This is a genomic window from Chitinophaga sancti (assembly GCF_034087045.1).
Taxonomy (GTDB): Bacteria; Bacteroidota; Bacteroidia; order Chitinophagales; family Chitinophagaceae; genus Chitinophaga; species Chitinophaga sancti_B.
Window position 1 is genome coordinate 577867 of the sequence record NZ_CP139247.1, and the last position, 26577, is coordinate 604443.

A 26577-nucleotide genomic window follows, 5' to 3' on the forward strand; every position below is an offset into this window, starting at 1 on the left:
TATGTATTTGATTGGTTTATAAGTGTGTAAGATATGTTTTCATGCTACCTCCCAAAAGATGTACTGCTACCTCCTGTGATACCTCGTAAAATAAAACATATCAAAAACAGGAAAACAGTAAATAGGAACAAACCCTTACTAGCACAGCACTTCCCTAAAACAAAAATGCCCATAGATTTTAATCTATGAGCATTCTAAAATTTCGGCGGTGAGAGAGGGATTCGAACCCTCGGTACAGTTTGACCCGTACGACGGTTTAGCAAACCGTTCCTTTCGGCCACTCAGGCATCTCACCGAAACTTCCCCGTTAGGGGTTGCAAAAATAATAATAATTCTTAATTCTCCAAAAGCAATTAAAAAAAATTAGAAAATTCTTCATTCGTTATAAAATTCACAATTAATCATCCCCCCATTTTTATCCCGGATTAATACTTTACCTTGTTAATATCAATTATCGATTGCGAACTGATTCCGCCAACGACTTACTTAAAACCTACAACTGATGAAAGTATTCACTGACGTACTTACTGACCCAGTTTACACAAAGTCAACAAAACCAGATTCGAAATTCCAAAAGTTCCTGAAATCGATGATCCGTGACGAGCGCGACCTTCCATTTCTCTACCTCACCATCGAACTTTCCCTCACCCTCCTGCCACTGGCCATATTATTATTCCTGCCATTACCGGCATTCCTGTGGTGGACCGCTGCAGTAGCTTTTACATTTTTGAACAACTTCAGGTATAAAGGCCCCTTTGGCCTTATGCTACACTGCACCAGTCACCGGGTGTTTTTCGTTAAAAAATATCAGCTACTCAATCACTACCTCCCATGGGTGATCGGACCCCTCTTTGGCCAGACACCTGAAACATATTATAGCCATCACATCGGTATGCACCACCCGGAAAATAATATGCCGGATGATGAAAGTTGTACCATGCCATTTCAGCGTGACTCCATCAGGGGATTTAGCCGTTACCTGGGTAGCTTTTTCTTTACAGGAGTAATACACCTGGCCAGGTATTTCGTCAGAAAGCACCGGAAAAAACTGCTGATCCGCTCTGTAAGAGGAGAGATACTATATATATTAATGTGTGTAGGGTTGTCTTTTGTAAACTTCCCCGCTACTTTGGTGGTCTTCATCCTGCCATTTGTGATTTCCAGGATTATCATGATGGTGGGAAACTGGGCACAGCATGCATTCATTTGCGCCATGGATCCGGATAATGCTTATAAAAACAGCATCACCTGTATTAATACCAAGTATAATCACAAGTGCTGGAACGATGGCTACCACATCAGTCATCATATCAAACCGAATATGCACTGGACAGAACATCCTCTTTATTTCAGGCAAACGCTGCATGAATATATTGAGAACGAAGCCATTGTATTTGACGGCATCCACTTCCTGCATGTATGGCTGTGGTTGATGGGGAAGAGGTATGACCTGCTGGCAAAACACTTTGTAAATATTGGAAACCGGTTTAACTCGGATGAGGAAATCATGGCTTTTTTGAGGGTACGGACAAAGAAAATAGACCTGGCGACATTGCCGGCCACAACGGTAGCAGTTGCTTAAAAAGAGGCTCAATGAGGAGTACCAAATTTTCCCAAATCTGCCAATAACCACTCTAAAAGCATCTATTACACCGACCTGAACCGCCTGATTTTCATCATCCCGCATACAAATTTTTATCAAATCATTCCCAACAAACTCACTACGGGAGGCCATCCGCCGCCTCCCACCCCCTGACTTTGCCCTATTCTTTCCCCATTATATTATATAATTCTTATGATTATGCGTAATCATAAGAATAAGTGCCTAAATTTGCGCTCTAACTTTCGATTTTAAAGTTCAAAGCAATATGCGCACTGTTACGTTAAAAAGGGTTGTGGTTACCGGGCTTGGGGCCTTGACGCCTATCGGAAATGATGTAAACACTTTCTGGGATAGCCTTAAAACAGGGACCAGCGGTGCCGGTCCTATTACACGATTCGACACTACAGAGTTTAAAACCAAATTCGCATGCGAACTGAAAGGTTTTGACATAGAAAAGTACATGGATAAGAAAGATGCCCGTAAAATGGACATGTTCACCCAGTACGCAATGGTTGCCGCTCAGGAGGCTGTTGAAGACGCCGGCCTGAACAAGGAAGGTGTTGACAAAACTATGGTCGGTGTAATCTGGGCTTCTGGTAACGGCGGTATGCAAACCTTCGAAGACCAGATCGTGGAATTCACTCAGGCCAACTTCGTACCTAAGTTCAATCCATTCTTTATTCCCAAGCTGATCTCCGACATCGCTGCCGGTCAGATCTCCATGAAATATGGGTTCATGGGCGTAAACTATTGTACAGTATCTGCTTGTGCTTCTTCCAGCAGTGCTTTGGTTGACGCCTTCAACTTTATCCGCCTGGGCAAAGCCAACGCAATCGTAGCCGGTGGTTCCGAAGCCCCTGTTACCCGCGCTGGTATCGCAGGTTTCAATGCGTTGAAAGCCCTCTCTACCCGCAATGACGATCCTACCTCCGCTTCCCGTCCTTTCGACGCTGACCGCGATGGTTTCGTAATGGGCGAAGGCGCTGGCGCTATCATCCTCGAAGAATATGAGCACGCTATCGCAAGAGGCGCTAAAATCTACGCTGAAATGGTAGGTGGCGCAATGAGTGCAGATGCTTACCACCTGACGGCTACCCACCCTGAAGGTCTGGGCGCACGCCTGGGTATGACCCGTGCCCTCGAAGATGCTGAACTGACACCCCAGGATGTTGATTATATCAACGCACACGCTACTTCTACCCCTCTCGGTGATGCAAGCGAACTGAAAGGTATCATCGGCGTATTCGGTGATCACGTTACCAAACTGAACATCAGCGCTACCAAATCTATGACAGGTCACCTGCTCGGTGCTGCCGGTGCTATCGAAGCTATCGCAAGTATCAAGGCAACCCAGCATAACCTGATTCCGCCTACCATTAATACTACTACCCTGGGTGAAGGTATCCCAACCGACCTGAACCTGACTATCGGTAAGGCACAGGAACGTGAAGTGAATGTAGCGATGAGTAATACTTTCGGCTTCGGTGGTCACAATGCGATCGTAGTGTTTAAGAAATACAAAGCGTAATTGACGTATATATAATGAAGAGAAAGGCTGCATCCAAAAGATGCGGCCTTTTTTTATGTCCACACTAATTCCCCCTTTTCTTCAACGCTTCTTCGAGTGCTGTTCGAATGCTGTTCGAGTGTTGTTCGAGTGTTGTTCGAGCGTTGTTCGAGCGTTGTTCGACGCTAGTTCGTCGCTAGTTCGTCGCTAGTTCGACTACGATATAACTTCGCCACCAACAGTTCACCAACAGCCCACCAATAGATCACCAAAAGGTCACCTCATTATCCCTCCGATATACAAGTGCCCTTTTAGTCCCCTTTTGGCACCGAATCTCCACCGAATCTTTACTAACTCTCCAACCTCTTCACTAAAATTTTTAGCAAAATCACCATTTTTGACGTAGCTTAGTATTAAAATAAACACCATGATTCATACCATGGTTACTCGCTAATCAAATATGGCAAAGAAGAAAGAGAATGCATCAACGCCGGTCCTCACACCGGCTACGGCAGATGATCAAATAGCTGTGTTTGGCGCCCGGGTTCACAATCTCAAAAACCTGGACCTCACATTACCTAAAAATAAACTGGTTGTCATCACCGGCATCAGTGGCAGCGGAAAATCCTCCCTGGCATTCGATACCATCTACGCAGAAGGCCAACGCCGATACATGGAAAGCTTTTCTGCCTACGCACGCCAGTTCATAGGCGATATGGAACGCCCCGATGTTGATAAAATCACCGGCCTTTCCCCGGTTATCTCCATCGAACAAAAAACTACCAACAAAAATCCCCGCTCTACCGTAGGGACCATCACCGAAATTTATGACTTCCTCCGCCTGCTCTACGCACGCGTAGGTATCGCATACTCCTATAATAGTGGTAAACGCATGACCCGCTTCTCCGAAGAAGAAATCATGGACCACGTATTTAAAAACTTCCCGAAAAAGAAACTCGTCATCCTCGCCCCCCTCATCCGCGGGCGTAAAGGTCACTACCGCGAACTCTTCGAACAGCTCCGCAAACAGGGCTACCTCAAAGTACGCGTGAACGGAGAAATCCTCGACCTGAAAGAAAGGATGCAGGTGGATCGTTACAAAATCCACGACATCGAACTGGTAGTTGACAGGGTACAAGTGCAGGACGACGCCCGCACCCGCATCAGCCAGAGCATTCAAAAAGCCCTGCAGATGGGGAAAGGCCTCCTCTTCATCATGGACAATGACACTAACAAAGTCAGCCAGTACTCCAAACAACTCATGTGTGAAGATACCGGCCTCTCCTACGAAGAGCCCTCTCCAAACACATTCTCCTTTAACTCTCCATATGGCGCATGCCCCCGTTGTAAAGGCCTCGGCACCATCTACCAGATAGATATGGACGCCGTGATCCCCGATCAAAACGTCTCTATCAACGACGGTGGCCTCGCCCCACTCGGCGAAGCCAGAGATACCTTCACCTTTAAACAGGTACAACAACTCGCCAAAAAGAATAAATTCTCCCTGACTGCCCCCATCGGCAACCTGCCTCAGAAAACATTGAACCTCCTCCTATTCGGAGATGAAAATGGTAGCCTGGAAATGGACATGGAATTCGGGGATAATGGCGAAAACGCTTATAACTCTGACTTCGAAGGGGTGATCAACACCGTTCGCCGTTACTTCAACGATACTTCGTCAGACGCTGTACGCAACTGGGCTGAAAGCTTCATGAAACTACATACCTGCCCTGAATGTAACGGCTCCCGCCTCAAAAAGGAAAGCCTCTTCTTCAAGGTAGATGAAAAAAATATCTCCGAACTGGGGAACATGGACCTGGATAAACTAGCCGCCTGGTTCAAGGACATCGAAAAGCGACTGGACAAAAAACAAAACACCATCGCCAAAGATATCCTCAAAGAAATCAGGGAAAGACTAGGCTTCCTGCTCAACGTTGGTCTCACTTACCTCACCCTCAACCGTGCTACCCGTACGCTGAGCGGTGGTGAAAGCCAGCGTATCCGCCTCGCCACCCAGATCGGCTCCCAACTCATGGGTATCACTTATATCCTGGATGAACCCAGTATTGGTCTTCACCAGCGTGATAATATGCAACTCATCGATGCCCTCCGCAACCTTCGCGAAATGGGCAACACCGTGATCGTGGTGGAACACGATAAAGATATCATGCTCCATGCCGACCACCTCATCGACGTTGGTCCAGGTGCCGGTGTACACGGTGGCCGCATTATCGCCCAGGGTACACCCAGCCAGATCCTGAAACTCGATACCCCCACCGCCGGCTACCTGAATGGTAAACAGGCAGGGACCATCCCCTCCGAAAGACGCAAGGGTAACGGGAAAGCACTGGAACTAAAAGGCGCCACCGGCAATAACCTCAAGAACGTGAGTGTGAAACTCCCGCTAGGTACCTTTATCTGCGTAACAGGGGTATCCGGTAGTGGTAAGTCTACTCTCATCAACGAAACGCTGTACCCCATTCTGAGTCAGCACGCCTACGATTCCAAACAGGACCCGATGCCTTACAAAAGCATCAAAGGCCTTGAAAATATAGACAAGGTCATCGAAATCGATCAGTCCCCAATCGGTCGTACCCCCCGTAGTAACCCGGCTACTTATTGCGGGTTCTTTACGGACATCCGTACCCTGTTCTCCCAGGTGCCGGAGGCCAAGATCAGGGGCTATAATGCAGGTCGGTTCTCCTTCAATGTAAAAAGCGGTCGCTGTGATGTTTGTGAAGGAGGGGGGATGAGAGTCATTGAAATGAACTTCCTCCCTGATGTATACGTGCATTGTGAGAAATGTAATGGCCGCCGGTACAATCGTGAAACACTGGAAATCAGGTACAAAGGCAAATCTATCTCCGATGTACTGGATATGACGGTCGATGAGGCGGTGGAGTTCTTCCAGCCCGTAACTTATATATACCGGAAAATCAAGACTTTACAAGATGTAGGACTGGGATATATCACATTAGGACAATCAGCCGTGACCCTGTCAGGTGGTGAGGCCCAGCGTGTAAAACTGGCGACTGAACTATCTAAAAAAGATACCGGAAAGACTATTTATATCTTAGACGAACCTACTACGGGTCTGCACTTCCAGGATATCCAGCTGTTGCTGAATGTACTAAACAAACTGGTAGATAGGGGGAATACCGTGCTGGTGATCGAACATAACCTGGATGTGATCAAGATGGCCGATCATATTATTGATCTGGGGCCTGAAGGTGGCGCTGGCGGAGGTACAATATTATGTACCGGTACACCGGAACAGGTGAGTGAATGCAAGGAAAGCCATACGGCGAAGTTCCTGAAGCAGGAGCTAAAAAGATAGTTTTAATGCAGGCCGCAGGCTAAAATACATCCAGTTATCGCTAGCCGCAGGCTAAAATATATCTCCTTAAAAAATCGCTTTTGTCATAGACAAAAGCGATTTTTTGTTTCCAGGTACAACAGATTCTACCCTCTAAGTCATTATCTTCGCCTCCAGAATTGTTATAACCAATAGGCATGAAATATATTTCCGGAATTATAGCCCTTCTACTCATAGCAGTATTTGCGGCTTGTGAGGATGAAACCAAGACCTGTGACCAAACCTTGCTCGCAGACCTTGGTATTAACTTTAAAAAAGACTCCCTGGATGGGTACATCAACAAAGATACCACCTGGCCCAAAGTGACTGTGTGTGCCCTTGACAAGGACACCCTCATTAGCCAGCAAGCCAGATCCAGTGTATATTTCGAACTCGACCCGCTGCACGATACCTGTCGTTACTACCTGAAACTGGACTCCGCCGCCGTGGCAGACACCCTGACCTTCAGGTATACACGTACGCCGCACTTTGTATCTGCAGGTTGCGGCTTCGCCACTTTCTCTACACTGGATACGGTGATAACCACCTACCATACCATCGACTCTTTACATATAAATAACCGGGAGGTAACAAGTGATAATACAACGAACATTTCTTTATTCTTTATTTATTAGTCTCTTCGCGGTCGCCGCGCAGGCACAGGTGAAGAAGGATACCATTCCGGCGACTGTAAAGGATACGACTCACAGACCGTTATCAAACGCGCTGAAAATCAAAGCAGCCAATGATAGCGTTACCCTGAAGACTAAATCAGGTAAAGATTCTGTTGTGCTGAAAACCAAAGCAGGCAAAGACTCTATTGCCCCTAAAGGCAAACCAATCGTTGCAAAAATCGAAGACAGTACCTACCTCTCTAACGCAGGTATCCGCATCGGTCTGGACATCAGCCGTTTTGCCCTGCTGTATTTCCAACCATACAGAACCGACGTGACCGTTCAAGCCGATGTACGCCTCGGCCAAAAGATCTATGGCGCCATCGAAACCGGCTGGAACCGCACCTCCCACAGCGATTCCAACTACACCTACAAAGGAAGCGGTATCTACAGCACCATCGGTATCGACTACGACTTCATGAAAAAAACAGAAACCACAGAACAGAATATGCTCTACGGAGGTATCCGTTATGGTTTTGCACATAATACCTACGAAGTACCTACTTACCTCATCACCAGTGATTACTGGGATGCATCTACCCAGGGGAGTTATCCAAAAACAAGTATGACCGCCCACTGGATTGAGCTGGTATTTGGTCTGAGAGTAGAAGCGGCAAAAAACCTGTTCCTGGGATGGGGTGTGCGAGAGAAGATCATGATCCACAGTAGTGCCAGCAAAGCATTTCCACCTATCGTAATTCCCGGATTTGGAAGTGGGTCGAAGCGGTCACAGTTCGATATGACCTATACCGTGTCTTATATGATTCCGATGTATAAAGTCAAGGTACACGTACCAAAAGATAAAAAGAAATAAGGGGGAAGTGATTCCCCCTTATTTAATGCCGTATCATATCAATATGCGGCAACCCATAATCATCATATTCCTCACTCACCTGCTCAAAACCTAATTCACTATAAAACTTCAGCAGGTACGACTGCGCACTGATCTTCACCGGCACCTTGCCATAATGTGCTGCTATTACGTCGAGCGTACGCTTCATCAACTCCTTTCCAACTCCCTTGCCCCGTGCTTCCTTCGCCGTTAGCACCCTGCCAAACGCCGCCTGCTCATATTTCTTTCCCGGACCAAAGATCCTGGTATACGCCACGACCTCCCCGTTTTCCATCCCATACAGGTGCAGGGCTTTCTGGTCATAATCATCCAGGTCTTCCGCCATACAGTTCTGCTCTATGATAAAGACATTGAAACGTACCTGCATTATGGCATATAACTCGCTATTCGTTAATTCCTCAAAGGATTTGGTAAACCACTGTATCATGCTGACAAATTTAATAAATGTGATGATTGTTATCAGTCCTAAAGCCATATTCACTCCTTCAAAATGAGTTTATTGGCATTACGGCTGGTTAAAGACACTCCTTTCCTTATCTTTGACGAGCCCTGGATCTCTTGTCATGGATACATTGAACCTGACAAATACCTTCGTAAGCCTTACCTGGAACAGCTTCCGGGAATAGCCACGAATATTCCAGGGCAGGAAAAGGGGAGGACTATATATGTGACCTATATGTTCGTAATCAGATTGTAAACCCAACCCCGGCTCCACCATATTAATTATTAAAATATATTTTAACATACCTTTATATCTTAAACCAGCATTTATCCACATGCATCCCAAAAGAAATATTGCCATCCTTACTGGTATTTTCTGTCTGTTAATGTCATGTTTTTCAGCTTGCAAACAATCCAGAAAAGCAATGAACCCTGAACTGGCAAAATACATCGATGCCTATACCGCCGGTGTAATTTCCAAACAAAGTACTATCAGGGTACAGCTATCCAGTAATGTAAACGTTACCCACACCCAAAATGAGCCTGTCACCGAAGAACTCTTCGATTTCAGCCCGTCCATCAAGGGTAAGGCCTATTGGGTAGACGCCACTACGATTGAGTTTCGTCCGGATGCCAACCTGACGCCCGGCAAAACCTACACCGCTACTTTCAGACTCGGAAAAGTCATCAATGTCGAAAAAGCCCCTCGCTCTTTCGACTTCGAATTCCGTGTCATGTCGCCATCGTACGAACTGCAGGATTTTGGCCTTAAATCAGCCAACAATACCTCCCGCGAAAAAATGATCTACACCGGCGCCATCGTTACTGCTGATGCCGAAGATCCTCAAGAGATCGAAAAAGTAGTCACCGCCCACACCGGTAGCAAATCCTTCCCTATCAAATGGGAACACAATGCCGCCGAAAGAACATCTAAGTTCACCATCGAAAACCTGACCCGTGCCCAGGATGGATGGAACCTGGACCTTGAATGGAACGGCGCTCCGCTCAAAGTTGATCTATCAGGCAAAAAGCAAATTGAAATCCCGGCCATCGGTGAATTCAAAGTGCTCGATGTAAAAGCAATCGTTGATCCTGAACAATACGTTCTTGTACAATTCTCCGATCCCGTTAGCGTAGCTCAAACCCTCGATGGCCTCATCGGCATCAGCGGTGTTAGCGACCTGCGCTATACCATCGAAGGCAGTGAAGTAAAAGTATTCGCACCTAAACGCCTGGAAGGTAGCTTCTCCGTTGTGATCAACGAGGGTATCCTGAACAGTTATGACGATAAACTGCCACAAAGCTTCTCCGCCAATATCGATTTCGAAAATATTCAACCTTCCGTATCTATCCCCGGCAAAGGGGTAGTGCTCCCGGAAAGCAATAAACTGGTGTTCCCCTTCGAAGCTGTGAACCTCAGTGCCGTAGATGTGACCATCATCAAGATCTACGAAAACAACATTCCGCAATACCTGCAAAGAAATGACCTGAATGGTACGCAGGACCTGCGTCGTGTAGGTCGTCCGGTGGTTGAAAAAACCATTCGCCTCGATACCGACAAGTCGCTCAATCTTCATAAACGTAACCGCTTCTTCCTCGACCTGGATCAACTGCTCCGCACCGAACCAGGCGCCATCTACCGCGTGACCATCGGCTTCCGCAAAGCCTACTCACTCATGGGTTGCGGTGCTAAAACTGACAATACCAAAAAAGAAGAACAGTCTGAAGAAGACTATTACAGTGATGGCTATGGCGAAAAGATCGACGAAGACGATGACTTCTGGTCCCGTTACGATAGCTACTATCCATACGGTTATAACTGGGAAACCCGCGACGATGCCTGCTCTAACTCTTATTACAACAAAGACAGATGGGCATCGCGCAACGTATTCTCTTCCAATATCGGTCTGACTGCCAAGAGAGGGAATGACAACAGCATGCTCATTGCCGTTACCGACATCCGCGATACCAAACCATTAATGGGTATAGAACTGGAACTGCTCGACTACCAGAACCAGGTGATCTTCAAAACCAAGAGCGATGGCGATGGTCTCGCAAATTTCGATCTGAAACGCAGACCTTACCTCCTGATCGCTAAGAAAGGTGATGAAAGAGGCTACCTGAAACTGGACGACGGTAACTCACTCCCCCTGAGCCGTTTCGATGTGAAAGGGGAAGAAGTACAAAGCGGTATCAAAGGCTTCCTCTACGGTGAACGTGGTGTATGGCGCCCTGGCGATACCCTGTACCTTACCTTCATACTGGAAGATAAACAACAGAAATTACCTGCTGATCACCCGGTTACCCTGGAACTGTACAACCCGAAAGGACAGCTGTACAGAAAGATCAACGCCCTGCAATCTGTAAACGGCTTCTATAACTTTATCACCGCTACCAACCCTGACGATATCACTGGTAACTGGACGGCGAAAGTAAAAGTAGGAGGCGCCCTCTTTACTAAAAATTTGCGCATTGAAACTGTAAAGCCCAACAGGCTGAAAGTAAAACTGGACTTTGGTACAAGAACTACCCTGTCCAAAGACGATGCTTCTGAAGGTACACTGAGTGCACAATGGTTGTTTGGCGCTACTGCCCAGCACCTGAAAGCAAAAGTCGATGTATCGCTTACCCAACAGGCTACCAGCTTTAAAAACTTTGCCGGCTATACCTTCGATGACCCTGTCACTCACTTTGAGGCTGAAGATAAAACCATCTTCGAAAGCGCCCTTAGTGAGAACGGTACGGCCCCTGTAAAAGTAAACCTGCCACTGGGCAAAATTGCTCCGGGCCAGCTGAAAGCTAATTTCGAAATCAAAGTATTCGAGCCAGGTGGCGATTTCAGTATCGACCACTTCTCTATGCCATACAATCCGTTCTCTACCTATGCAGGTATCCGCATGCCGGAAGGAGATCGTACTACAGGTATGTTGCTCACTGACCAGCCACACCATATCAGTATTGTAAATGTGGATAACAATGGTAACCTGGTACGTGGTTCCAGCAGTGTGCAGGTAGAACTGTACAAAGTTCGCTGGCGCTGGTGGTGGGATGAAGATGGTGAAGACGACTTTACCAACTTTACCCAGGATAGCTACAACCAGCTGTTGAAAAAGGAAACCATCGCGCTCAATAATGGTAAAGGTACCTGGGACCTGCAGATCAACTCTCCTGACTGGGGCCGTTACCTCGTAAGAGTGAAAGACCTGAAGAGCGGACATACCACCGGCAAGTCAGTATATATTGATTACCCCGGTTGGGCTGAAAGAGTGCAGAAAGAAAATCCTTCTGAAGCTTCTATGCTCGTGTTCACTTCTGACAAGAGTAAGTACAATGTTGGTGAAGACGTGAACCTCACCATTCCAAGTAGTGAAGGTGGTCGTGGCCTCATCAGCATTGAATCAGGCAGCAAGGTGCTGAAATCCTTCTGGGTCAATACAAAGAAAGGACAAACCACCTTCAGCTTCAAGGTGGACAAAACGATGGCGCCTAATATATACGTAAACATTAGTTTGCTGCAACCACATGCACAAACAGCAAACGATCTGCCTATCCGTATGTATGGTGTAATACCACTGACAATCGAAGATGCAAATACCATTCTCAGTCCGGTGATCACCATGGCCGATAAACTAGAACCTGAACAGAACGCCAGCATCACCGTATCTGAAGCAAAAGGCAAATCCATGACCTATACCATCGCCATTGTTGATGAAGGTCTGCTGGATCTGACCCGCTTCAAAACACCTGATCCACATAGTACCTTCTATGCAAGAGAAGCACTGGGTGTAAAGACCTGGGATATTTTCGACTACGTGATCGGTGCATGGGGTGGTGATATGGAACGCATTCTGAGTATCGGTGGTGACGAAGGTCTGAACAGAAATGCAGGCGCTGCAAAAGCAAACCGCTTTAAACCAGTTGTATTATACATGGGTCCATTCACCCTGAAAGGTGGTGAGAAGAAAACACACAACTTCAAACTGCCTCCGTACATTGGTTCTGTGAAAGCGATGGTAGTAGCAGGTCAGGATGGTGCTTATGGTGCTGCTGAAAAAGTAGTAGCAGTGAAGAAACCACTGATGCTGCTTACATCACTGCCACGAGTATTAGGTCCATCTGAAACTATTCAATTACCAGTTACCGTATTCGGCCTGGAAAACAATATCAAATCAGCGAAAGTAACACTGGCTACCAGCTCCCTGCTCGAAGTGGTGGGTGAAAGCACGAAGACCGTTACCTTCAATCAACCGGGTGAACAACTGGTGTACTTCGATGTGAAAGTGAAAGCTGCCGTAGGTGTGGCCAAAGTAAAAGTAACAGCTACCAGCGGCGCTGCGAAAGCAGAAGAACAAACTGAACTGGAAGTACGTAATCCAAATCCTCTGATCACCACCGTACAGGATGGAACTGTAACAGGTGGTCAAAGCTGGACTGCCGATTACAAACCAGCAGGTATGGCAGGCACCAATACCGGTGTATTGGAAATATCTACCGTGCCTCCGATGAACCTGGCCAAACGCCTGAATTACCTGGTACAATATCCACATGGTTGTGTAGAACAAACTACTTCTGCGGCCTTCCCGCAACTGGTACTGAACCAGCTGGTAGACCTGAAGAGCAGTGAAGCTGCCAATGCAGATCACAACATCAAAGCGGCGATCAACAGGCTGAAAGGCTTCCAGACATCCGACGGTGGTTTGGCTTACTGGCCGGGTAATGCAGAATCAGATGAGTGGGGTACAAACTATGCCGGTCACTTCCTGCTGGAAGCACAGGCAAGAGGGTACGAACTGCCTGCAAGTATGCTGGACCAATGGAAGAAATACCAACGTAACAAAGCAGCATCCTGGACACCACGCAGCACCAACTTCTATGGTGGCGATCTCACACAGGCATATCGCCTGTATCTGCTCGCACTGGCCAGGGTGCCTGAGTTAGGTGCGATGAACCGTCTGAAAGAGTTCGCATATCTTTCTGATGCAGCGAAATGGAGACTGGCTGCAGCTTACAAACTTGCTGGTCAACCGGAAGTATCAAATATGCTGATCAGAAATTTACCAACCAGTGTAAAACCTTATAAACAATTAGGTGGCACCTTTGGCTCTGATACCCGCGATAAGGCGATGATACTGGAAACACTCACCACCTTAGGCCAGACAACACGTGGCAATGAACTGGTGAAAGAACTGGCTGCTGCTATGTCGAAAGACGATTACTATAGCACACAGACCACAGCCTATACATTGATTGCGATTGCGAAGTTCTGTGGTACGAACAAGAATGGCGCTAAAGCTACCTTTACTTACAAGCTGAATGGTAAAGCGACCACTGTAAATGCCACCTCTTACATCACACAGATCCCGGTTGTAACCACTACCACTGGCAATGTAAGTGTGCAGAACACCGGTGGTAATATACTGTATGCAAGACTGATCCTGCAGGGTCGTCCGGATGCAGGGCAGGAGCCAACTGTGCCAAACAATCCTGAAGTATTAGGGCTGTCAGTAACTTATAGCACACGTGACGGTCATCCGCTGGATGTAACGAACCTGCGCCAGGGTACAGACTTCATGGCGACTGTGAAGATCACAAACCCTGGTAAGCGTGGATATTATGAGCAGATGGCATTGACACAGATCTTCCCAAGTGGATGGGAGGTGATCAATACACGCCTGCTGGAAAGCGATAGCGCCTTCCATAATTCACCGTTTACATTTATGGATATTCGTGACGACAGGGTGTATACTTATTTCAATATTGAAGAAGGTAAAACACATACATACAATGTATTGCTGAATGCAGCTTACTTAGGGCATTATTACCTGCCGGCTGTGAATTGTGAAGCGATGTATGACAATACCATACAGGCCTTCCTGCCAGGTAAATGGGTAGATATAAGTACGAAGTAAATTGACTAAATTTACTTCCTCTCAATAAAATGGAGCGTGTATCAAAAGTAAGATACACGCTCTTTTCATTCGAATACCTGATGGAGCCAGGTTTCCATTGATACAGTTCTAAGGAGGTTCATTTATTTTTGATACATCCTGCGTTTTATTCGGATACCTAATGGAGCCAGGTAGTCCTTTCAGAACTTCTAAGGAGGTTCATTTATTTTTGATGCACGCTCATTTTTTTTGCCACGAGGGTGGCGGCCGGCTTAAAAAGAATTCTATGTGGTTGCGTAAAAGAAAATGGTGGTTGATTGTTGCTTCCATCTTGTTAATAATATATATTTTTTGTCTCCCCTCCCGTTTATTTACGGCCCCTACTTCCTTTGTAATAGAAGACAACAACGGCAGGCTGCTCAGCGCTACTATTGCCACAGACGGCCAATGGCGATTCCCTGTTGATAAACCTGTACCTGAAAAATTTGCACGGTGTATTATCGCTTACGAAGACAAACGTTTTAATTACCACTGGGGTGTGGATATCATAGCCCTTGCCCGTGCTTTCAAACAAAACATACAACACCGCACAGTTATCAGCGGAGGTAGTACCCTCTCTATGCAGGTGATCCGCCTCTCGCGCAATAAACCCCGTACTGTATTTCAAAAGTTGATCGAAGCGGTCCTCGCTACACGTCTTGAATTCTCTTATTCTAAAAAAAGCATCTTACAATTATATGCTGGCAATGCACCTTTCGGTGGCAACGTAGTAGGGTTGGAAGCAGCTTCCTGGCGCTATTATGGCCGTGGTGCAGAACAATTATCCTGGGGTGAAACAGCGGCATTGGCAGTATTGCCCAATAGTCCGGCATTAGTACACCCTGGTCGTAACAGGCAGATTTTACTCACGAAAAGAAACCAGCTTTTAAACAGGCTGTGGAAGAATAAAACCATTGATAGCGTGACCTGTACACTCTCTAAATTAGAACCTTTACCAGATCAGCCACAGGCATTGCCGCAGGATGCACCACATTTGCTAGACAGGTTCCGCAAAGATTACCGCACAGGTAGCACCCGTATCCAAACCACACTGGAAGGTGATCTGCAAAGAAATGTAGCAAACATTGTAGAGCGCTATCACAATATTTACAAAGCGAATGGCATTAACAACGCTGCAGCCATTGTATTGGATGTAGAAACGGGCAATACACTCGCTTATGTAGGAAACATCTATCATCCTAAAGATCCAGAAATGGAAAGCCATGTCGATATTATACAGAGTCCGCGCAGTCCGGGTAGTACATTGAAACCAGTGTTGTATGCAGCGATGATGACGGATGGCATGATACTGCCACATAGTTTAGTGCCGGATATTCCTACACAGATTGCAGGGTATACACCACAGAACTTTGACTTGGGATATGATGGTGCAGTACCCGCCAGCAGGGCATTGGCAAGGTCACTGAATATTCCGGCGGTGCGAATGCTACAGCAATATCGTTATGAACGTTTTCATGCATTACTGAAGAAAATGGGTATTACCACATTGCGTCAGCCAGCAGATCACTATGGTTTATCACTGATCTTAGGTGGTGGAGAAACCACTCTGTGGGAGATGGCTGGCATGTATGCAAGCATGGCGCGTACCCTATTACATTTAGATCAATACAATGGTAAGTATGATGCAGATGACATTCATGCACCCAACTATATACATGGATTAAAAAGACCTTCAGAACATGCACCTACAGACTATGGAGTGCTGGATGCGGGTGCAATCTGGTACACCTTCCAGGCAATGGAAGACGTAATGAGACCGGGGGAGGAAATGCTCTGGCAACAGTTATCCTCTTCACAAAGAGTAGCATGGAAAACAGGTACCAGCTTTGGTTTCAGAGATGGATGGGCCATAGGTGTCACGCCACAATATGTAGTAGGTGTATGGATCGGTAATGCAGATGGAGAAGGGAGACCAGGGTTATTGGGCGTAGCGACAGCAGCCCCTGTGATGTTTGATGTATTCAGATTACTACATACCAGTGGCTGGTTTACGACGCCTTATAGCAAGTTAAGAAAAGTAGAAGTGTGTAAACAAAGTGGCTACAGGGCAAGCGATCTCTGTCCAGACAAGGATTCGCTATGGGTGCCTGTGAATGGATTACGTTCAGGGGTATGTCCTTATCATCAGTTAATACATTTAGATCATACAGGCCAATACCGCGTAACAGCGAATTGTGAATCGCCTGCCATGATGCAACATGTACCCTGGTTTGTATTACCACCAGCTATGGAATTCTATTATCGTACCCGGCATAACTATGCCGCATTACCTCCATACCGGCCCGATTGTATCGCGACCTTATCAGCTGATAAGCCAACGATGGAAGTAATATATCCCAGACCCAATGCACGTATATATGTACCTATAGAAATAGACGGCATACCTGGAGAAGCAGTATTTACAGCCACCCACCGGGATACAAAAGCAAAGATCTTCTGGCACCTGGACAATAACTTTATCGGTACTACAGAAGAGTTTCACCAGATGGCTTTGCACCCGGCACCAGGTAAGCATATGCTCACATTGGTAGATGAAACAGGCGCTGAGGTACATGTACCATTTGAAATTTTAGCGAAAGAAAAAGACAAGTAAAATTCATTGTTAATCTAAAAATGAACTTAAACTACATGATTGTAGTCCATGTGCTATTAGTCTTTGCCTGTAAAAAACTGTCAATCTAAACGGTACGACCACTTTTCCTGACTTTAAACCGGATACGACAAAGTGAGGGTAATACAAATATCCTCATTATGAAACCTATTACATCAATGAATGAAGGTATACCAGCCCGGTGGTGTCAGCATTTTCTTCTTCGCAAGAAACTGCTGACACCACATACTATAAAAAATACCTGGAACAAAGCTGACCAGTTATACATTAATTAAGATTGATAATATTTTTAACCACCTGGCTCTCAGTTGGTTATTTTTTTGCCTACCTACCAGATATCAGAAGATACTAGATAAAGATTTTCCTTACATTATTTTTACTTGAAATATTTATTCCCTTATCTATGAAGAAAATTTACTTAATTGGTGCCATACTTGGCGCCCTGGTTTTCTATGCCTGTAAAAAGGAGGATAAAACCATCACTGTTACCAACACAGTGAATGACACTATCAATAAGACTGTTTGGTGGAGCGGTCAGGTGGACGCTAATACACTGACAGCGGCAATCAGCGTGGGTTATTCCACCAAAGTCGCTGATTCCGTATTACCATCCGCATCAACATCTGTAGATGCCCCCGTACTGGATACCATGTACGAAAGAACTTATAGTGTAATAGAAGGACAGTACCTAACCATCTATCCGCCAAATCTTTCAGGCTATGTAGCTGGCTATTATGTGCAGATCAAAGGTGCCAGTTCTTATTTCAAAGTAAATTACGCCACTGCGAATACACAACGTAAAGCGGCAAGAGCAGCGATGCGTGCAAAGCTGGCAGCAAGTGGTGCGAAAAAGGCCTCTCAATTGCCTGCATTTGCTCGTGGTAGCGGCGAGGGTTATATCGACTCTTCAATTGTAATCAAATTACCAGTCTCCATCAAAGGCGATACTTTCTATGTGAAGTATGCGGCGTATGATACCTTAAACCGTGTAAGTAAACCTGTTACAGCTACAGTGATCGTATTACCCCAGGGAAGTACTACATTCAACGATTCACTGGCTGGCACCTGGAATTATGCAAGATATAAATATTATGGTACCAGTTCCTATGACAATGAATGGATAGTTGATACGCTGTATCCTTATACCCAGCAGTACTATACCTGCAACAATAATACCCTGACAGCATCCGAAGTGGATACTGATATTTACCTGGCTAGCTATGCATGGATTTATCATTGGGCGTTCACGTTCAATAGTCAGTATACCTATTCCTCATCTTATAGCGGTGGTTACAGAAACCTGGACCTGGATAATTCGACTTGTAGCAGCTATGCATATATTTATTCAAATAATTATAATGGTATCGAAACAGGTGCTATTTCTTATGATGCGTCCAAACATCGCCTGATGTTCATCCACAATAACAGTGAAAGTAACAACAGTTCAAACCTCGATTTCGACTACTATTATTATTATGTAACTGAACTGACTGCCTCAAAACTGGTATTGACATATGATGATAATGAGACTTCTGACTACCAGTACCTGTACATGTACGAATTCAATAAATAACTACACACTTTCCAAACTGAATTTAGATTAAACTTATGAAGAAAATTATATTATCAGGTGTGTTAGCCAGTGTTGTAGCATTCTATGCCTGCAAAAAGGAAGGAACCACCACCACTATAACAAATACAGTACACGATACTACAATAGTAACAACCTATGCCAGCGGCATCGCCAATGCAGATACCCTGACTGCCAGTCTGAAAGTAGCTTATGGCAGCAGTATAACAGGTACATTTCCTACAGCGTCAGCTGATGCAAGTGCACCGGTACTGGATTCCCTGTACAATAAAACGTATACAGTGATCAAAAGCCGTTTCCTGATCATCTATCCGCCAAACGTATCTGGCAATGTAGCAGGTTACTATGTACAGATAGCAGGTGCTGCTTCTTATTTCAAAATTGATTATACACAGGCATACGGTCTGAGAAAAGCGGCAAAGCAAGCGAGAGCTGCTGCTACTAAAACACCAAATGCCCGTGGTAACGGCGATGGTTATATTGATTCTACCATCGTATTCAAATTACCTGCTACCATCAAGGGTGATACTTTCTATGTAAAGTATGCAGCGTATGATACCCTGGGTCGTGTAAGTGATGCAATTACTGCAACAGTACTGGTATTGCCTGAAGGTAGCGATAAATGGACCGATTCACTGGCTGGTACCTGGAACTACTATGGTCAAAATTATTATTATAATGGCAGCTGGGAGTATACAGATTACCAGGTGGATACCTTATATAATTATACCCAAAACTTTGATTGTAATAATGATCAACTATCTTTTGGATCGACGTTAACTATTCCTTATTATAAAAATATTTACCACTCTTCTTACAGTTTCGATAACTACTCATTTACCTATACCTATTCAAATAATTATGGGTACCTGGATATGAATACCTCAACCTGTAGTAACTATGTCTATAATTTGAATTATAGTGCCGATTCTGAACAGGGAGGTTTTTCATACGATCCGGCCACCAAAAAGTTTACAGTGATCTATGACGCTTCTTCAAATGTAGATTTTGGTTATGATACCTATCATTTAGCTGAACTGACAGACAAGTATATGATTTTGTCTTACAACAATTCAAATAACGACTATAACGGGACGATATATTACTACAAATTCATAAAACAATAGCACTTTTATTAAAAAGGCGTCCCGGATCCGGGACGCCTTTTTTAATATCCATATTTTTCTTTCCACAACCCTCTCAGGTGCTTCCTCATTTCATCTTCCCTGGCATTCTTCCCCGGATCATACAGCTTCATTCCTTTGATCTGCTCTGGCAGGTACTCCTGTGGCGAAAAATTGCCTTCATAATCATGAGAGTATTCATAGCCTTTGTTATACCCCATTTCTTTCATCATCTTTGTCGGCGCATTTCTGATATTCATCGGCACCGGCAGATCACCGGTTTTATTCACTACGGACAAGGCGTTGTTGATCGCCATGTAAGCTGCATTGCTCTTTGCAGAAGACGCCAGATACGTGGTACACTGCGATAATATAATTCTAGCTTCGGGATACCCGATCATCGTCACCGCCTGAAAACAACTGGTGGCTAATAACAATGCATTGGGGTTCGCATTTCCAATATCTTCAGAAGCAGAAATCAACAATCTCCTCGCTATGAACTTCACATCTTCTCCACCTTCTATCATCCTTGCCAGATAATAGACGGCTGCGTTCGGATCACTGCCCCTGATAGACTTAATGAAAGCAGAAATGATATCGTAATGTTGTTCGCCTGACTTATCGTAGATAGCTACCCGTTGTTGTGCAATATCCATCACCTTCTGATCAGTGATCACGATAGGAGATTCCTGTTGCAGGGTATTCACCACCAGCTCAAATAAGTTCAGCAATTTACGGGCGTCGCCACCAGAGATGTTGAACATTGCCCGCGTTTCTTTCAGTTCTATTTTTCTGCTGCCTAACCACTCATCCTTTTCCATGGCCTGATGCAACAGCTGTAAGAGCTCTTCTTCAGTCAATGGTTTCAACACATATACCTGGCTCCTGCTCAGCAACGCTGCATTTACTTCAAAACTGGGATTCTCGGTAGTTGCACCGATCAGGGTAATGATCCCTTTTTCCACAGCGCCGAGCAAGGCATCCTGCTGACTTTTATTGAAACGATGAATTTCATCTATGAACAATACGGCATATCCCTGTTTGCGGGCAATCTCGATCACTTCGCGCACTTCTTTTACACCAGCAGCAATGGCACTGAGGGTATAAAAGGGTACTTCCATGGTATGCGCAATAATATTGGCAATGGTCGTTTTACCTACGCCGGGAGGTCCCCACAGAATCATGGAGGGAATTTTACCTTGTTGTATGGCCTTGCTTAAGATGCTGTCTTTTCCGGTCAGGTGTTGCTGTCCCACCAGCTCATCCAGTGTCTGAGGCCGTAACCGCTCTGCTAATGGTTCCATATAAAAGATCTTAACGGGTTAAAATAAAGGCTCCTCATCCTGCCTGTTCTTCCACTGTTTCAGGAAGGAATAAGAGAGCAACACATTTGTTACAATTATTACTCCAATCAGGATGAAAAATACAGACATAGGACTCAGCATGGCTCTCATTTTACCCTGCTCACTGGTTGGGAGCTGTTTGATCACATCTTCCAACGGACCCAGGTTACCTGTTTTGAGCAGCAGAAACAGGGATAAGCCTGCCAATGCAATATATCCACCTACAAAGATGCTGATACCACCAATGATCCGGATGCCACCCGGAGTACTTTCTTTCAATACCATATTACGATCTATCAGCGCTTTTTGCAGATGGAGAGATAATATAGCATGAATTAAAATAGCTCCTAAAAAGATGCCGGCAGAAAGGATCATCAGGCTACCGGTGGTGAACAGTGTGATCACAAGTCCCATCAGAAAGAAGGTCGAGAACATGATATTAACAGCAGTCAGTCCTCTGAATAATTTAAACTTAAAAGTCATTGATCTCCGGTTTTTCGAGGTACAAACCTACCTAAATCTTCCCTTATAGCAAGATAAAAACAGCCGTCTGTAAAATCCGTATCTCACACAATCTGTGATTTAGCTATCTTTAAATACTAAACCTGTTTATTTTATGAAGAGCATTTACGCTTTACAACTATCGTTGTTGGCTGCCATCTCATGGACGGCCTGCAACAACCACACCACAACAGAACAGGCGGGGACAAACCAGGACACCCTAAAAATTCCCGCGTTTGACGTAAGTTCCATTGACAGTACTGTGAATCCCTGCGACGATTTCGACAACTTTGTAAACGGCAACTGGAAGAAGAAAAACCCGGTTCCTTCTACAGAAAGCCGTTGGGGCGCATTCAATGTTCTTGATAAACAGAACAAAGAAATAAGGTTGAAAGGCATTATCCTGGATCTGGCCGCTAAAAAAGACCTGAAAAAGGGTACTGAAGAGCAACAGATCTCCGATTTCTACCGCTCCTTTTATGATACTGCTACCATCGAAAAACTGGGTATGACCCCGTTACAGCCTTACCTGGATAAGATTAATGCTATCCAGTCACTGGAAGACTGGGCAAAAGTATCTGGTGAACTCCAGAACCTGGGTATCAGCACAGTAGCCACTTTCTACATCGGCGCTGACTCACGTAACAGTAAGATGAATGCTGTATACGAGAACCAGGGCGGTCTCAGCCTCGGCGAAAGAAGCTATTATGAAAGAACAGACAGCGCTACCAAAGCGGTACGCGATGAATTCGTAAAGCATATAGATAAACAATTCTCCCAGGCAGGTTTCAAAGATGCAAACCCAGGTCAGACGATCCTGGACTTCGAAACCAAACTGGCGAAACTGCAACTCACCAACGTACAGCTGCGTGACCCGGTGGCTACTTATAATAAGGTGGCTTTTTCCGAGCTGAAAAAACTGGCTCCGGAATTTAACTGGGATGGTTATGCTGAAGTACAACAGGTGAAAGTCGATACCATCATCCTGGAAAACAAGGCATATGTTACCAATTCAGCTAAACTGGTGAAAGCGACTCCGCTGGAAACCCTGAAAACATATGCACGCTGGCAGACCCTGTCCCGCTTTGCAGGTTACCTGCCTAAGGCCATCGACCAGGAAAACTTCCATTTCTTTGCAACCGTAATGCGTGGAACCAAAGCACAAAAACCTCGCCTGGAACGCGCTATTCGTGCTACCGACGGTACTATGGGCTACCCACTGGGTAAACTGTTTGTAAAACAGTATTTCCCTGAAAGCTCCAAACAGAAGGTTTCTGAAATGATCGAAAACGTTCGTGCCGTATATGGAGAAAGAGTGGACAGCCTGAAATGGATGAGTGCTGCTACCAAAGAAATGGCGCACAAAAAGCTGAAATCCTTCACTTACAAAATCGGTTATCCTGATAAGTGGAAAGATTATTCCAGCATTGATGTGAAACCAGGTACCCTGATCGAAAATATTGTGGCAGCTACCAACTACAAACACAAGGAAGAGGTCGAAAAGATCGGCAAACCTGTGGATAAGTCAGAGTGGGAAATGACACCACAGACTGTTAATGCATACTACAACCCACTCAACAACGAAGTTGTATTCCCGGCTGGTATTCTGCAACCTCCATTCTTCAATGCAGATGCAGACGATGCGATCAACTATGGTGGCATCATGGCGGTAATCGGGCATGAATTTACCCATGGCTTTGATGACCAGGGTTCACAGTTCGATGCAGAAGGTAACCTGACCAACTGGTGGACGCCTGAAGATCGTAAGAACTTCATGACACTGGCTAACCGTTATATCCGTTATTTCAACGGTATCGAGGTATTGCCTGGCTTCCATATCAATGGTGCACTGACAATCGGTGAGAACATCGCAGATCTGGGTGGTCTGACACTGGCTTACCACGCACTGGAAAAATCCCTGAAGGGTAAACCGGAACCTGCAAAGATTGATGGATATACCTGGCAACAGCGTTTCTTCCTGGGTTGGGCACAGGTATGGCATGGCAACAGTACAGAAGCTGCGCTGCGCAACCAGGTGCAAACAGATCCACACTCACCGGCTAGCAGCCGTATAGATGGCCCGCTGCCTCATCTGAAAGAATTCAATGATGCGTGGGGATGTACTGGTGGTAAAATGAAACTGGCAGATACTGCGAGGGTAGTAATCTGGTAAAATAATATCTTCTCTATTTCAAAAAAGCTTTTGCCGGTGGCAAAAGCTTTTTTTTTGTAATTTTGAGTATCCTTTCACCAGATGTAAATTAGATCCATATGACAGGCATCTTCAGACAATACCGCACGGAATTACGCAATATCTTCATCTTAGCATTGGTCGTACTCGCAATACCTTACCTCCCGGCTTTTGCTGATCTGGCATTGACCGCCCAGGGTTTGATCATAACAACCGCTATTATGGGTAGCCTGGTGCTGGCCATGATCATCAAACTTTACTTCCGCGTATTAGTGTTGCGTATCACCAAAGAAAACTAACATTTGATGAAAAAGATCTCTATAGTATTCGCAACGATAGCAGCAGGTGTATTTTTTGCCTGCAATCAACCATCTTCTGAGAAAGCTGCCGCAAAGGCAGACTCCGCAATGAGTACTGTCACTCAGCCAGCTGAGGATACGACAGCTTTGCAGCCGATCGCAGGAAAAGTGGGTGATCCGGTGTGTGGCATGCCTTATGATACTACGTACCATGAATTTAGCGTTTATAAGAATGATACAGTGCATTTTTGCTCCCCAACCTGTAAAAGGGTATTCGATAAGAATCCGGAGAAATATGCAGCTAAACTGGGTCTGTAAGGATCCATATAGCATTTAGTATACTTAGCGACGTTGGGAATTATTTCCGGCGGAGTGAGATGTCATAAAGCCCCTTTTGAAGATCATGGGAGTACTCCCTTGAAGTACATAAGCATTTTTGAGCATAACGCACTGATTGTCAATCAGGCTTTAACATTTCTAAATCGACCAGCCGCCTTTTTTCGTCTCCAACCCGATGTAACTTCTTATAGTATTTCGCGTTCTAATTGATCATACAAACACGTGCGCATGAGATCTATATTTACGTGGCTGCTGCTAATCACGTTCTTCTGCAGCTGTGAGAAAAATGATACGGAGGCAACGCCTTCTATCGATGTGACCGGTTCCTGGGAACTGGCCGCCAGTATGAAACAGCCCGATACCACCTGGCAGGCGGTTGCTGCTGCGGATTCTGCGACGTATTCTTTTGATGTAAACGGACAGGTCTCCTATTCGACTAAATCATGGCGTACTACAGGCACCTATAAAGTGATTGCTGATGGGAGCAAGGTAAAGCTCATTATCAGTACCGATTCTTTGTCTCAATATCTGGAGGTAGAGAAGACGAGTGATTCTACAATCCGGGTGGACGACTGGTTAAAGGCGGTGAATAAGGGCTATACCAGTAAGAAGTTTGTCAGGGTTTTTTAAAAGAAACATCCCGGGATAATTCCCGGGACGGTCAGTTAAACAGCTTATGAAAATCTACGCTTACGTTCAGATTATTAACCTGAAGGTCGGTAGTTAATATTATGACAGTGTTACCAGAGGATTACCAACGTATTAACAATTAGTTGTAGCGACATATATGAGATTTGACAAGGTTTCTCCAACAGCCGCCCTTGCTCCTTATATTAAATATTATGTGATCGCAGAGAATACGCTGGCTGAGGAGTATACAATTTTTCCTTCTACAAGTCTGGTTATTGGGTTTCAATATAGAGGACTTTTGTCTTTAGTGCAGCCCACTTATGTTACCCCATTATCTATTTCCGGCATTTCCGGGATGACCAATTCATTTAAGGTTTTTAAGAATTCTCCTGATATAGGAACGGTGTTGGTATATTTTACTGAGACCGGGTTGTTGCATTTTACGGCTAGTCCGGCGAATGAATTGTTTAATCAGAGCATTGGGATTGATTACATATTTCCTCCCTTGAAAGTAAGAGAAGCAGAAGAGAGGCTGGCTATGGCGACTAATGATGTAGAGCGGATAGCTGTGATGAACAGATTCTTTTTATCGCTACTTCGACAGATCTCCATGGATAAGTTGGTGATGGAGGCGGTGCGATTAATATATGCAACTAAAGGAACAATAAAGATTAAAGCATTGCAGGATCAGTTATTTATTAGTCAGAGTCCGTTTGAAAAGCGGTTTAGAAAATTGGTCGGTACCTCTTCTAAAAAGTTTGCATCTATTGTGCGTTTTAACGCGGTGATGGAAGGGTTGGGGACTGCTTGGTCATTGACGGAAATTTGTTATGAATATGGGTTCTTTGATCAGGCGCATTTTATAAAGGATTTTAAGCAGTTTACGGGGAAAACGCCGGAGGAGTTGAGATAAACGATTTTTTACAATTTGGTTTTTAGAGGGGAGAGGATCTTTGTATAAATTACTATAGCAATGTTTACATTACAAGAGATTAAAGATGCACATGCAAAGGTGAAATCGGGAGCTGATTTTCCTCAGTATATCAGGGATTTGAAAGTGCTGGGAGTGGTGAGGTATGAGACGTATGTATCAGATGGGCATACGAGTTATTATAGTGAGAATGGAGGGACGGTTATTTCCGAGGAAAAGTATGATTTTTTGGAAGTGGAAAAGGTGAGTGATATTTCTGGTTTTAAGAAAGGTTTGAAGGAGCATCAGGATGGGAAGAGTGATTATATGGGGTTTTGTAGGATGTGTGCGGAAAGTGGGGTAGAGAAATGGGTGGTGAGTATAGGGGAGATGAGTTGTAGTTATTTTGATGTGGAGGGGGGAATGATGTTGGAAGAGAGGATACCGGAATAAGGAAAATGGCTTATATTTCTGAAGACTAAAAAGCCAGGTGCTGTGAACACCCGGCTGGTGGCTTCTCAAAAAAATAATGTGCGGATTGTATTAAGAATGGGGGGACGATCAATTTTTACAAAGAATGTAAGGAAGATTTCGGAATAGTAAAATGTTGTAAATTTGAATTAATGAAAATACCCGGATGCGGCTAACACCCGGATA

At 45.1% G+C, this 26577-nt stretch carries 18 protein-coding genes and 1 tRNA gene; 15 read left to right on the forward strand and 4 right to left on the reverse strand.

Annotation, left to right across the window (positions count from 1 at the left end; genetic code table 11):
• Positions 1 to 206 precede the first annotated feature (206 nt).
• A tRNA-Ser gene (locus tag SIO70_RS02405) sits at positions 207 to 295 on the reverse strand.
• A 207-nt stretch (positions 296 to 502) separates the two neighbouring features.
• On the opposite strand from SIO70_RS02405, the gene SIO70_RS02410 reads away from it, so the two are divergent.
• The 5 genes from SIO70_RS02410 to SIO70_RS02430 all read left to right on the forward strand — a co-directional run bounded on the left by SIO70_RS02410 (position 503) and on the right by SIO70_RS02430 (position 7953).
• Positions 503 to 1582 carry a fatty acid desaturase gene (locus SIO70_RS02410; protein WP_320579128.1) on the forward strand — a complete coding sequence of 360 codons (1080 nt, stop codon included), beginning with the start codon at positions 503 to 505 and terminating at the stop codon, positions 1580 to 1582.
• Between the two features lie 286 nt (positions 1583 to 1868).
• Positions 1869 to 3131, forward strand: a complete 1263-nt coding sequence (fabF, locus tag SIO70_RS02415; protein ID WP_320579130.1) for a beta-ketoacyl-ACP synthase II — start codon at positions 1869 to 1871, stop codon at positions 3129 to 3131.
• Positions 3132 to 3570: 439 nt separating this feature from the next.
• Entirely contained in the window at positions 3571 to 6447 is a 2877-nt protein-coding gene (gene uvrA, locus SIO70_RS02420; protein WP_320579132.1) for an excinuclease ABC subunit UvrA, read from the forward strand.
• 176 nt (positions 6448 to 6623) lie between these two features.
• Positions 6624 to 7100, forward strand: coding sequence for a DUF6452 family protein (locus tag SIO70_RS02425; RefSeq protein WP_320579134.1), 477 nt, complete (start codon positions 6624 to 6626; stop codon positions 7098 to 7100).
• On the forward strand, positions 7060 to 7953 hold the full coding sequence (locus tag SIO70_RS02430; protein WP_320579136.1) for a DUF6048 family protein: 894 nt from the start codon (positions 7060 to 7062) through the stop codon (positions 7951 to 7953). The genes SIO70_RS02425 and SIO70_RS02430 overlap by 41 nt, the downstream gene beginning before the upstream one ends.
• A 22-nt stretch (positions 7954 to 7975) precedes the next feature.
• Here SIO70_RS02430 and SIO70_RS02435 read toward each other — a convergent pair whose 3' ends face one another.
• The gene (locus SIO70_RS02435) at positions 7976 to 8419 is read right to left on the reverse strand and encodes a GNAT family N-acetyltransferase (RefSeq protein ID WP_320579138.1); all 444 of its coding nucleotides are present in this window, start codon (positions 8417 to 8419) and stop codon (positions 7976 to 7978) included.
• Between the two features lie 439 nt (positions 8420 to 8858).
• Here SIO70_RS02435 and SIO70_RS02440 point away from each other — a divergent pair, with 439 nt between their 5' ends.
• The 4 genes from SIO70_RS02440 (at position 8859) to SIO70_RS02455 (ending at position 19710) form a co-directional block, all read left to right on the forward strand.
• On the forward strand, positions 8859 to 14342 hold the full coding sequence (locus SIO70_RS02440; protein WP_320579140.1) for an MG2 domain-containing protein: 5484 nt from the start codon (positions 8859 to 8861) through the stop codon (positions 14340 to 14342).
• 265 nt (positions 14343 to 14607) lie between these two features.
• Positions 14608 to 16974 carry a penicillin-binding protein 1C gene (pbpC, locus tag SIO70_RS02445; RefSeq protein WP_320579141.1) on the forward strand — a complete coding sequence of 789 codons (2367 nt, stop codon included), beginning with the start codon at positions 14608 to 14610 and terminating at the stop codon, positions 16972 to 16974.
• Between the two features lie 421 nt (positions 16975 to 17395).
• Positions 17396 to 18565: a hypothetical protein gene (locus SIO70_RS02450; protein WP_320579143.1), complete on the forward strand. Its 1170-nt coding sequence runs from the start codon at positions 17396 to 17398 to the stop codon at positions 18563 to 18565.
• A gap of 35 nt (positions 18566 to 18600) precedes the next feature.
• Positions 18601 to 19710 carry a hypothetical protein gene (locus tag SIO70_RS02455; RefSeq protein WP_320579145.1) on the forward strand — a complete coding sequence of 370 codons (1110 nt, stop codon included), beginning with the start codon at positions 18601 to 18603 and terminating at the stop codon, positions 19708 to 19710.
• Between the two features lie 41 nt (positions 19711 to 19751).
• On the opposite strand, the gene SIO70_RS02460 is transcribed toward SIO70_RS02455, so the two are convergent.
• Positions 19752 to 21011, reverse strand: coding sequence for a replication-associated recombination protein A (locus SIO70_RS02460; protein ID WP_320579147.1), 1260 nt, complete (start codon positions 21009 to 21011; stop codon positions 19752 to 19754).
• A gap of 18 nt (positions 21012 to 21029) precedes the next feature.
• Positions 21030 to 21533 (reverse strand): hypothetical protein, encoded by a 504-nt coding sequence (locus SIO70_RS02465; RefSeq protein ID WP_320579149.1) that lies wholly within the window; start codon positions 21531 to 21533, stop codon positions 21030 to 21032.
• A gap of 133 nt (positions 21534 to 21666) precedes the next feature.
• Here SIO70_RS02465 and SIO70_RS02470 point away from each other — a divergent pair, with 133 nt between their 5' ends.
• The 6 genes from SIO70_RS02470 to SIO70_RS02495 all read left to right on the forward strand — a co-directional run bounded on the left by SIO70_RS02470 (position 21667) and on the right by SIO70_RS02495 (position 26373).
• Complete coding sequence (locus SIO70_RS02470; RefSeq protein WP_320579151.1) at positions 21667 to 23724, forward strand: M13 family metallopeptidase; 2058 nt, start codon at positions 21667 to 21669, stop codon at positions 23722 to 23724.
• 98 nt (positions 23725 to 23822) lie between these two features.
• The gene (locus tag SIO70_RS02475; RefSeq protein ID WP_320579153.1) at positions 23823 to 24041 is read left to right on the forward strand and encodes a hypothetical protein; all 219 of its coding nucleotides are present in this window, start codon (positions 23823 to 23825) and stop codon (positions 24039 to 24041) included.
• A 6-nt stretch (positions 24042 to 24047) separates the two neighbouring features.
• Positions 24048 to 24359, forward strand: coding sequence for a YHS domain-containing protein (locus tag SIO70_RS02480; protein ID WP_320579155.1), 312 nt, complete (start codon positions 24048 to 24050; stop codon positions 24357 to 24359).
• Positions 24360 to 24608: 249 nt separating this feature from the next.
• A complete protein-coding gene (locus SIO70_RS02485; RefSeq protein ID WP_320579156.1) occupies positions 24609 to 25010 on the forward strand; it encodes a hypothetical protein in 402 nt (133 codons plus the stop codon).
• A gap of 157 nt (positions 25011 to 25167) precedes the next feature.
• Entirely contained in the window at positions 25168 to 25923 is a 756-nt protein-coding gene (locus SIO70_RS02490; protein ID WP_320579157.1) for a helix-turn-helix transcriptional regulator, read from the forward strand.
• Positions 25924 to 25983: 60 nt separating this feature from the next.
• Positions 25984 to 26373, forward strand: a complete 390-nt coding sequence (locus SIO70_RS02495) for a DUF1398 domain-containing protein (protein WP_320579158.1) — start codon at positions 25984 to 25986, stop codon at positions 26371 to 26373.
• The last annotated feature ends 204 nt before the right edge of the window (positions 26374 to 26577 follow it).

What these genes read in the sequence shown, in the direction of transcription:
- SIO70_RS02490 (WP_320579157.1), top strand. Translation starts at nt 25,168, where the DNA reads ATGAGATTTGACAAGGTTTCTCCAACAGCCGCCCTTGCTCCTTATATT.
- SIO70_RS02485 (WP_320579156.1), top strand. Translation starts at nt 24,609, where the DNA reads ATGAGATCTATATTTACGTGGCTGCTGCTAATCACGTTCTTCTGCAGC.
- SIO70_RS02475 (WP_320579153.1), top strand. Translation starts at nt 23,823, where the DNA reads ATGACAGGCATCTTCAGACAATACCGCACGGAATTACGCAATATCTTC.
- pbpC (WP_320579141.1), top strand. Translation starts at nt 14,608, where the DNA reads ATGTGGTTGCGTAAAAGAAAATGGTGGTTGATTGTTGCTTCCATCTTG.
- SIO70_RS02455 (WP_320579145.1), top strand. Translation starts at nt 18,601, where the DNA reads ATGAAGAAAATTATATTATCAGGTGTGTTAGCCAGTGTTGTAGCATTC.
- SIO70_RS02495 (WP_320579158.1), top strand. Translation starts at nt 25,984, where the DNA reads ATGTTTACATTACAAGAGATTAAAGATGCACATGCAAAGGTGAAATCG.
- SIO70_RS02460 (WP_320579147.1), bottom strand. Translation starts at nt 21,011, where the DNA reads ATGGAACCATTAGCAGAGCGGTTACGGCCTCAGACACTGGATGAGCTG.
- SIO70_RS02410 (WP_320579128.1), top strand. Translation starts at nt 503, where the DNA reads ATGAAAGTATTCACTGACGTACTTACTGACCCAGTTTACACAAAGTCA.
- SIO70_RS02425 (WP_320579134.1), top strand. Translation starts at nt 6,624, where the DNA reads ATGAAATATATTTCCGGAATTATAGCCCTTCTACTCATAGCAGTATTT.
- SIO70_RS02440 (WP_320579140.1), top strand. Translation starts at nt 8,859, where the DNA reads ATGAACCCTGAACTGGCAAAATACATCGATGCCTATACCGCCGGTGTA.
- SIO70_RS02465 (WP_320579149.1), bottom strand. Translation starts at nt 21,533, where the DNA reads ATGACTTTTAAGTTTAAATTATTCAGAGGACTGACTGCTGTTAATATC.
- SIO70_RS02480 (WP_320579155.1), top strand. Translation starts at nt 24,048, where the DNA reads ATGAAAAAGATCTCTATAGTATTCGCAACGATAGCAGCAGGTGTATTT.
- SIO70_RS02435 (WP_320579138.1), bottom strand. Translation starts at nt 8,419, where the DNA reads ATGATACAGTGGTTTACCAAATCCTTTGAGGAATTAACGAATAGCGAG.
- SIO70_RS02470 (WP_320579151.1), top strand. Translation starts at nt 21,667, where the DNA reads ATGAAGAGCATTTACGCTTTACAACTATCGTTGTTGGCTGCCATCTCA.
- SIO70_RS02450 (WP_320579143.1), top strand. Translation starts at nt 17,396, where the DNA reads ATGAAGAAAATTTACTTAATTGGTGCCATACTTGGCGCCCTGGTTTTC.
- uvrA (WP_320579132.1), top strand. Translation starts at nt 3,571, where the DNA reads ATGGCAAAGAAGAAAGAGAATGCATCAACGCCGGTCCTCACACCGGCT.
- fabF (WP_320579130.1), top strand. Translation starts at nt 1,869, where the DNA reads ATGCGCACTGTTACGTTAAAAAGGGTTGTGGTTACCGGGCTTGGGGCC.